Origin of the sequence: Mesorhizobium sp. M7A.F.Ca.US.005.03.1.1, assembly GCF_003997975.1 — a bacterium.
GTDB classification, from domain to species: domain Bacteria; phylum Pseudomonadota; class Alphaproteobacteria; order Rhizobiales; family Rhizobiaceae; genus Mesorhizobium; species Mesorhizobium ciceri.
Genome location: NZ_RZRO01000088.1, coordinates 18,666 through 27,077, shown reverse-complemented (window position 1 = coordinate 27,077; position 8,412 = coordinate 18,666). Strand labels below are relative to the sequence as shown.

Sequence of the window (8,412 nt, the reverse complement as noted above, 5' to 3'; positions counted from 1 at the left end):
TTGGGGCACAGCGACAGCTCCTGGAAGACGCAGCGTATGCCGAGCTGCTGCGCGCGCGACACCGAGTAGTTGTCCTCGGTGTCGCCATGCACGCCGATCTGCCCGCTGTCGGGCACCAGCGTGCCCGCCACCATGTGCATCAGCGTCGATTTGCCGGCGCCATTGTGGCCGACGAGCCCGACGCATTCGCCGGGTCCGACGTGAAAATCCACGCCACCCAGCGCGCGAACGGCGCCGAAATGCTTTTCGGCGCCGTTCAGTCTGATGATGTCAGCGTTACCCCTGGGCATGCTCAACGATACTCGCTTGGCGATACGGACGGCAACGCTTGGCCGACATTCACTTGATGTTGGCTTTGATGGCCGCGATCGCGTCTTCCTGCGTGTATTCGTGGCTGGCGACGCCGCCCTTGGGGATCTTTGGCAGCTCGGCCTCGAAATCGTCCTGGGTGAAGGCCAGATACGGCACCAGCAGGTCATGCGGGATGTCGGTGCGGCCGTCGAGCACCTGCTGCGCCACCCAGAAGGCGAGCGACGACACGCCGGGCGCGATCGACGCCGACCATGTCTGGTAGCCGTCCTTCTCCTTCTGTTCCTTCCACCACTGCAACTCGTCCTGGCGGTTGCCCATGATGATGGTCGGGCGCGGCTTGCCGGCGGCGGCGAAGGCCTGTGCGGCGCCGTAACCGTCGCCGCCCTGGTCAACGACGCCGACGATGTCGGGCAGCGACGGCAGGATGGTCGCCACCGCCTTCTGCGCCGTCGTCTGGTCCCAGTCGCCGGTCACCGAACCGACGATCTTGAACTCGGGATGGGCGGCGACGCCTTCGAGGATGCCGGCATGGATGGCATCGTCGATCGAGGTGCCGGCAAGGCCGCGGATTTCAAGCAGATTGCCGCCCTTGGGCTGGAACTTGGCCATCTGCTCGACTTCCTGCTTGCCCATGTCCTTGAAGTCGACGACGACACGGTAGGCGCAAGGCTCGGTCACGGTGCCGTCGAAGGAGACGACGGTGATGCCGGCATCGCAGGCCTGCTTGATGGCGCCGTTGAGCGCATCCGGCGAGGCAGCGTTGATGACGATCGCGTCATAGCCCTGCAGGATCAGGTTCTGCACCTGCGCCGCTTGCGTCGGCACCTCCTTGTCGGCGGTGGTGAAGATGTCGGCCGCGCCGACCACCTTGTCGGCGACCGCCTTCTTGGTGACGATGCCATAGCTGTCGAGCATCGCCTGCCGCCAGGAATTGCCGGCATAATTGTTGGAAAAAGCAATCTTCTTGCCACTGGTGTCGGCCAGCGCCGTGCCCGAAGCGAGCATTGCCGCCAGAGCGCCCAGAACGAACAGTTTCTTCATGTCGTTATCCTCCCAGATGTGTTGACTGCTGTATTCCCACCGGCTTTGACCCCGGCCTCACTCCCAACTCTGATTTGAGCACGGATTGTCGCGAGCTCAAAACAGTCTCAATCCCGGCACGCGCACCCTGAGCCGGTACAGCGACGTCGACGCGGCAATGTAGAGGCTTTGCAAATCGTCGTCGCCGAAGGTGAAATTCGCGCAATCTTCAGGCGTCCGGATGACGCCAAGAATGGTGCCCGACGCGTCGAAAATGTGGATGCCGCCGGGTCCGGTGCAGTAAAGATTGCCGCGGCTGTCGATCTTCATGCCGTCGGGCGCTCCCGGCCCCTCGCCCTCGGTTACTGCCCACACCGCGCCGCCATTGAGGTCGCCATTGGCTTCGACGCCGAACACCCTGATGTGCCCGCGTTCGGTGTCGTTGATGAACAGCCGCGACTCGTCCAGCGAAAAGCACAGCCCGTTCGGCTGCCCGAAATCGTCGGCCAGCAATGTCAGCCGGGCGCCGCCGCCATCGATGCGGTAGACGCCCTGGAACGGCAGCTCCTGCGGGCGTGGCACGCCATAGAACTCCCTCCGGCCATAGCCCGGATCGGTGAAGTAGATCGATCCGCCGGTGGCAACGACGATATCGTTCGGACTGTTGAGCTGCTTGCCCTGATGGTGCGTGGCCAGCACTGTTGCGCTGCCGTTGGGCTCGGCGCGGGTCACGCGGCTCGTTGCGTGCTCGCAGGTGACCAGCCGCCCCTGGCGGTCCAGCGTGTTGCCATTGGCCTTGTGGCTCGGCTCGCGGAACAGCTCGATCTCGCCCTCGGCACTGCGGCGATACATCCGGCTTTCCGGAATGTCGGAGAAGACCAGCCATTTCTCATAGGGATGCCAGACCGGTCCTTCGAGGAAGCCGAAGCCGCTCGCCAGCGTTTCGATCGGCGCATCGCCGACGACATCGTCGAAGCCGGAATGGCGCGCACGCGCCGGCACCGACATCATCGGCTCCCGGCGCGAACAGCCGTGCTACTCCGCATGGTGACGAATGGCATGAGCGCTTCCCGATACAGTCTTCTTGTTGGGGCAGAGCGTAGGCGCGGTCCCGACGAGCCGATACGGGTCAAAGCGCACGGGCGACTGTGCATTTGCACAGTCGCCCGTGCCTATCGAGCGTAGAATACCGGCGACGTCAGATCAGGGCCGGCGAACACTCCGCAAAAGCGCGGTCAAGGTTGCGCTCGCGCACGCCACCGCCACGAGCACGACAACGCCGGCAGAGTTGGATTTTTGCCCTGTGCGAAATGAGTCGTGCTGCGCGGGCAAAGGGCCGTGAACCAACCTCTTCAGATCGGACCGGCTGCCGTGGCGAACGGAATAGGCGCGCGTGAACTCGGCGCCGAGGAGGAAAATCTCCGACGAGTAGTAAACCCAGAGCAATATCACGAGCAGTCCGCCGGCGGCGCCATACGACGACGCAATCGCGCTGGTGCCGATATACCAGCCGATAAGCGATTTTCCCAATGTGAACAGGGCCGCGGTCCCGACAGCGCCGATTGCCACATCGCGCCATTCCAGGGTTCGATCGGGCAAAACCTTGTAAATGGCGGCAAACATCACGGCGATAAGCGCAAACGAAACGACGCCGTTAATCCCGCTGAGTATGATCGTTCCAAACGGCAGGTGGGCGTTGATGAAAGCGCCCAGTGCCGAAATCGCAGCGCTTGCGATGAGAGAGACCAGCAACAGGAACCCGAGTGCGGCCACCAACCCCAGACTGGCGGCCCGCGCCCTCACCAGACGCGACAGGGAATTGCCTTGCGGTTCGATCTTCCAGATTGTGTTCAACAACTGCTGCATTTCGCCGAAGACGCCAGACGCGGCCACCAGCAAGGTGACCAGCCCTATGATCGCGGCCCAGGTGCCGTACAGCCTGCCGGATGCACTTTCCAGCGCAGTCTTGAGGAGATCGGCGCTTTCCGGTCCCATCAGCCCTGATATCTGCGCGGACAAGGCCAATTGTGCGGCATCGTGGCCGAAGACGAGACCAGCAATCGCAACCACGATCAGCAAGATCGGCGCCAGCGAGGTGGCGGCATAAAAGGCCATCGCCGCACCATGGCTGAGCGCATTGTCGTCGATGAAACCGACGACGCTTTCGCGCACCAAGTGCCATGAATCTGCAAATGAGGGTCGCACTTCGGATCCGCAGGCGTTGAGTTGGCGTTCACTAGCAATGCGCCGGACCTTCTGATGTTCCGGCTTGTGGCCGCCGCTGTTTCAGTGCTCCGCCAGCCAGGCGTCGAGCCGGTCCTGTTCGCGGCGCAGTGCGTCGATGTTGATCAGGCCACGCGCCATGGCGAGATAGATCGCCCGCGTCCGCGAGTTGAACACGGAAGCATCGCCGGTGCCGTCCTCCGCCGGCACGATGCCGAGCTTGTCGTAGCAGTGCTTGATGCGGCTCTGCGCACCACGGATCGACAGGCCGCGCCGTGCCGCGATCGCCCGGTCGGTCAGGCCGAGCGCGATATCGATCAGGCTTTCATATTCGCCGTCGGTGATGCCCTCGAACTTGTCCTGAACGCGATGCTGGATGCCGCGGATCTCGCGGTCGATGATGCAGTGGCCTTCGCGGAAAACCCCGCGCAGGGCGGACCGCATGCCTTCCTCCGTCGCCGATTTCAGCACATAGCCGTAGACAGAGCCGGGAGGGACGATGCGCGCCACGCCGCGCACATAGGCTTCGTCGGCAAAATTCGACCAGAACAGGATGTGCGTGCCGGCGCGGCGGTTCCAGATCGCCCTGGCAACTTCGATTCCCGTCGCCTTCGGCATCTGCAAATCGAGCACGACATGCAGTGGCTCGCGCTCAGTCGCCAGGTTGATGGCGTCCTCGCCGTCACTCGCTTCGATCACCTCGACGTCACCGGGCCACAATTGCTCCACCGTTCGCCGCGCGAAGCTACGGTGCAGCCCGTCATTCTCGGCGATCATCACAAGCATCACATGGCCTCCGATACGGCGAGTTCGCCAGGCATTGTTGCAGCCGCCGCCAGTTCCCGTGATGGCTGGCGGTCGATCTCGACGACGACACGGGTGCCGCCGTTCTTGCGGCCGGCCTGGCCGATGCGCAGCCGCGCCCCGATAAGGGCTGCCCGCGTGTGCATATGGCCGATGCCGCCATACGCGGCCGGGTCAACGGCGCCGCAGCCCTGGCCGTCATCCGTGACGATCACCCGCAGCACGCTCGCGGTCGACGCCAGCAGCACGTCGATGCGGTGCGGCGCGGCATGGCGAACGGCATTGTTGATCGCTTCCTGCACGATCCGGTAGAGCGCGGTCCGCACTGGCTCCGACAGGCTGTCGGCGCCGCCGTCGCTGGTGTCGGCGATGCGCACGGCGATCGGCGGCTTGGCCCTGGCGACGCTGCGGTTGAGATGCGCCTCGACCGCATCGCGCAGGCCGAACAGTTCAAGCACGCTCGGCCGCATGTCGTCGACGATGTGGCGCAGTTCCGTCAGGCAGCCGGCGACCTCCTTCTCGAGATCGGCAAGCTGTGCTGCCCGCGCCACGCCCTGGCCGCGAAGTGCCGAGAGCTGGCGCGCGATCCGGGCGAGATCGGCAAGCGTCTGGTCGTGCAGGTCCATGGCCATGCGCCGGCGTTCGCGCTCCATGCCTTCGGTCAATTGCGAGGCGCCGACGCGCAGCAGCTCGACGCGATTTCGCGCCTCGCTCTCGGCCAGCATAGCGCGGCGCGCCTCCTCGGTCTGGATCAGCGCGAAGATGTAGGGCGCGATCAGGTCGGCGCATTGTTGCGCGACCGCGACATCGGCAAGCGTGTAGCAGTCGACCTCGTGCCGGCTGATGTTGAGCGCGCCGATGATGCCGCCGCGCGCCCTGAGCGGCACGACGATGCGGCTGCGCAGCCTGGCGGCGAAGATCGGACCATCGATAGCGGTGGCGAAATGGAACCGCTCGTCGCTCAGCGCGTCGTCGGCGAGCAGATAGGGGACTTCGCCCCACAGCACCGAGCGGATCGGGCTGACTTCGGTCGGCAGCGGATGCTGGGCAAGCTCGCTCCAGCTGGTGTGGAAGCCGGCTTCGTAACAGGCGTGCCGGCGCCCATCATGCGACAGCACCGCCAGATCCATGTGGTCGTGCGGGATGAGCGAACCGATCTCGATGGCTGTCGCGCGGAACGCCGTGCCGGGATCGATATGGCCGGCAAGCGCCCGCGATATCGCCAGCAGCCGGTCGATCAGGACCAGGGACACTTCCGCCATTGCTTTCACGATCCTCCCGTGCCGGGAAATAGTGGACGCATGCCGCCGCCGCTGTCAACGACGGTGCCTTTGGTCATAGGAATTTTTTCTTGACTCGGTGACCTCAGCTATGGTACATTTTCGTCTATGGTGCTGATTTGCGCCGGTGACCCGCCGCACTGGCGGGTTTTTCATTTGCTGCTCCGTCAGCGCAGGCGAAAGCTCCGAAGAAACCCGTTAGCCCTAGTTCGTTGCCCTGCCGTCGGCCCGCCGATCAACTTGCGGTGCAATGATTGTAAAGGGTTCGCGTCATGGTCTAGGGAGGAGGCCAGGAGACTGAAACAGAATGCCAGTGACGCAAAACGTTGCTCCGGGCGCCCCGGGAATTCCGGCGCGCTGGACGTCAAGCGCCAAGAGCGGCGTCGGAACGTCGCTTTCGCCGGCCGGCCGGATCTGGTTCACGATCAGCCACGGCATCCTCAACGAAATCTACTATTCGCGCGTCGACAGTGCCTGCACCCGCGACCTCGGCCTGATCGTCACCGCCGCCGCCGGCTATTTCTCGGAAGAGAAGCGCGCTGCCACGCACAGCATCGAACCGTTCGAGGACGGCGTACCCGCCTACCGGCTGGTCAACACGGCGAACGACGGCGCCTGGCGGATCGAAAAGCGCATCCTCGCCGATCCGGCGCGCCCGGCGCTGCTGCAGGAAATCACCTTCACGGCGCTGAGGGGCGTCGCTGACGATTATCGCGTCTACGCGCTTCTGGCGCCGCATCTGGTCAATGCCGGCATGGGCAACACCGCCTGGGTCGGCGAACACGAGGGAAAGCCCGTGCTGTTCGCCTCGGGGCGCGGCTCCTGCCTGGCGCTGGCCTCGTCGCTGCCCTGGCGGACCGGTTCGGCCGGCTATGTCGGTTTTTCCGACGGTTGGCAGCAACTGCACAACACAGGTGAGCTCGATGCTGCGTACCAGCGGGCCGAGGACGGCAATGTCGCGCTGACCGGCGAGATCGGCTTTTCCGCGGCCAGGACCAAGGCTTTGCTGGCGCTGGGATTTGGCGCGACGCCCGAGGAGGCTGCGGAACATGCTTTCGCCAGCCTGAAGCAGGGTTTTGAACCCGCGGCGAACTCCTACCTCCAGAACTGGCGCAACTGGCAAAAGGGCCTGCTGCCGCTCGACCGGCACGCGGTGCCCGGGATCAACTTCTATCGCGTCTCGACGGCGGTACTGGCGACGCACCGGTCGATCGCCACACCGGGCGCCGCGGTCGCCAGCCTGTCGATCCCGTGGGGCTTCGACAAGGGCGACGACGACCTCGGCGGCTACCATCTGGTCTGGCCGCGCGATCTGGTCGAGACGGCCGGCGGCTTTCTTGCTGCCGGCGACGCCGCCTCGGCGTTGCAAATCCTCGACTATCTCGGCTCCATCCAGCAGCCGGATGGCCACTGGCCGCAGAACGCCTGGCTCGACGGATCGGCCTATTGGCCCGGCATCCAGATGGACGAATGCGCCTTTCCGCTGCTGCTGGCCGAAGCTTTGCACCGCGCCGGCCATTTGCCGCACGCCAAGCTCGCAGTCTTTCTGCCGATGATCGAGCGCGCCGCCGGCTTCGTCGTGCGCAACGGGCCGGTCACCGGCGAGGACCGCTGGGAAGAGGATGCCGGCTACAGCCCGTTCACGCTCGCCGTCGAAATCGCCGCACTGCTTGCCGCAGCCGACCTGCTCGACGCCTGTGGCAAGCCGGACGCGGCGACCTATCTGCGCGAGACATCAGACGTCTGGAACGACCAGGTCGAGCGCTGGACCTACGTCACCGGCACGGCGATCTGCGGTCAAGTCGGCGTCGAAGGCTACTATGTCCGCATAGCACCACCCGACAGCGCCGAGGCCGGTTCGCCGAAGGACGGCTATGTCCCGATCAAGAACCGGCCACCCGGCGACACCAACCGGCCGGCCGAGCAAATCGTCAGTCCGGATGCGCTTGCACTTGTCCGCTTCGGCCTGCGGGCGGCCGACGACCCGCGCATGACAGACACGGTCAAGGTCATCGACGCGCAATTGCGCTGCGATCTGCCGCAAGGGCCGCTCTGGTATCGCTACAACGGCGACGGCTATGGCGAGCATGAAGATGGCGCACCTTTCGACGGCACCGGCCAGGGTCGCCCCTGGCCGCTGCTGGCCGGCGAACGCGCCCACTATGAGCTGGCGGCCGGGCGTAGGGAAAAGGCAGCCAGCCTGCTGGCAGCGCTGGAAGGCTCGGCCGGACCGGGCGGCCTGTTGCCGGAGCAGGTCTGGGACGGCGCCGATATGCCGGAGCGCGAACTGCTGCACGGCCGCCCCTCGGGCAGCGCCATGCCGCTGGTCTGGGCGCATTCGGAGCATATCAAGCTGTTGCGCTCGCTGCGCGACGGCGCGGTCTTCGACATGCCGCCGCAAGGCGTCAAGCGGTATATCGAGGCCAAGACAGTGTCGCCGTTCCGGACATGGCGGTTCAACAACAAGATCCGCACGGTCCCGGCCGGCAAGACACTGCGCGTCGAACTGTTGGCTCCGGCTACAGTCCATTGGAGCACCGACAACTGGGCGACCGCCCACGACAGCCAGACGGTGGAGAACGATTTCGGCATCCATCTTGCCGATCTGGCCGTCTCTGGCCTTCCCAAGGGAAGCACGCTGACCTTCACTTTTTTCTGGCCCGGGGCCGGCGATTGGGAGAATGTCGACTTCTCCGTCATCTCAGGCGACCAGGACAGCCAGCAGACCTTCCCTCGATAACCCCGCAAATCTCCTAGAAAACAGGGACGAAAC

General features: G+C 64.9%; 7 protein-coding genes. 1 reads left to right on the top strand and 6 read right to left on the bottom strand.

What is annotated here, in order from left to right; genetic code table 11:
- The 6 genes from EN990_RS27435 to EN990_RS27410 form a co-directional block, all read right to left on the bottom strand.
- Positions 1-290 (bottom strand): ATP-binding cassette domain-containing protein (locus EN990_RS27435; RefSeq protein WP_164766165.1); only part of this gene is annotated, 290 nt, incomplete at its 3' end.
- A gap of 49 nt (positions 291-339) precedes the next feature.
- The gene (locus tag EN990_RS27430) at positions 340-1,353 is read right to left on the bottom strand and encodes an ABC transporter substrate-binding protein (protein ID WP_127371241.1); all 1,014 of its coding nucleotides are present in this window, start codon (positions 1,351-1,353) and stop codon (positions 340-342) included.
- A 96-nt stretch (positions 1,354-1,449) separates the two neighbouring features.
- Positions 1,450-2,340, bottom strand: coding sequence for an SMP-30/gluconolactonase/LRE family protein (locus EN990_RS27425; RefSeq protein WP_127388438.1), 891 nt, complete (start codon positions 2,338-2,340; stop codon positions 1,450-1,452).
- Between the two features lie 195 nt (positions 2,341-2,535).
- A complete protein-coding gene (locus EN990_RS27420) occupies positions 2,536-3,537 on the bottom strand; it encodes a YihY/virulence factor BrkB family protein (RefSeq protein ID WP_127370370.1) in 1,002 nt (333 codons plus the stop codon).
- 81 nt (positions 3,538-3,618) lie between these two features.
- Complete coding sequence (locus EN990_RS27415; RefSeq protein WP_027163049.1) at positions 3,619-4,341, bottom strand: response regulator transcription factor; 723 nt, start codon at positions 4,339-4,341, stop codon at positions 3,619-3,621.
- Entirely contained in the window at positions 4,341-5,621 is a 1,281-nt protein-coding gene (locus tag EN990_RS27410; RefSeq protein ID WP_013528922.1) for a histidine kinase, read from the bottom strand. The genes EN990_RS27415 and EN990_RS27410 overlap by 1 nt, the downstream gene beginning before the upstream one ends.
- A gap of 325 nt (positions 5,622-5,946) precedes the next feature.
- Here EN990_RS27410 and EN990_RS27405 point away from each other — a divergent pair, with 325 nt between their 5' ends.
- Positions 5,947-8,379, top strand: a complete 2,433-nt coding sequence (locus tag EN990_RS27405; protein WP_127388437.1) for a glucan 1,4-alpha-glucosidase — start codon at positions 5,947-5,949, stop codon at positions 8,377-8,379.
- Positions 8,380-8,412 lie beyond the last annotated feature (33 nt).

Coding starts and splice junctions, on each gene's coding strand:
- EN990_RS27430 (WP_127371241.1), bottom strand. CDS start 1,353: ATGAAGAAACTGTTCGTTCTGGGCGCTCTGGCGGCAATGCTCGCTTCG.
- EN990_RS27410 (WP_013528922.1), bottom strand. CDS start 5,621: ATGGCGGAAGTGTCCCTGGTCCTGATCGACCGGCTGCTGGCGATATCG.
- EN990_RS27415 (WP_027163049.1), bottom strand. CDS start 4,341: ATGCTTGTGATGATCGCCGAGAATGACGGGCTGCACCGTAGCTTCGCG.
- EN990_RS27425 (WP_127388438.1), bottom strand. CDS start 2,340: ATGTCGGTGCCGGCGCGTGCGCGCCATTCCGGCTTCGACGATGTCGTC.
- EN990_RS27405 (WP_127388437.1), top strand. CDS start 5,947: ATGCCAGTGACGCAAAACGTTGCTCCGGGCGCCCCGGGAATTCCGGCG.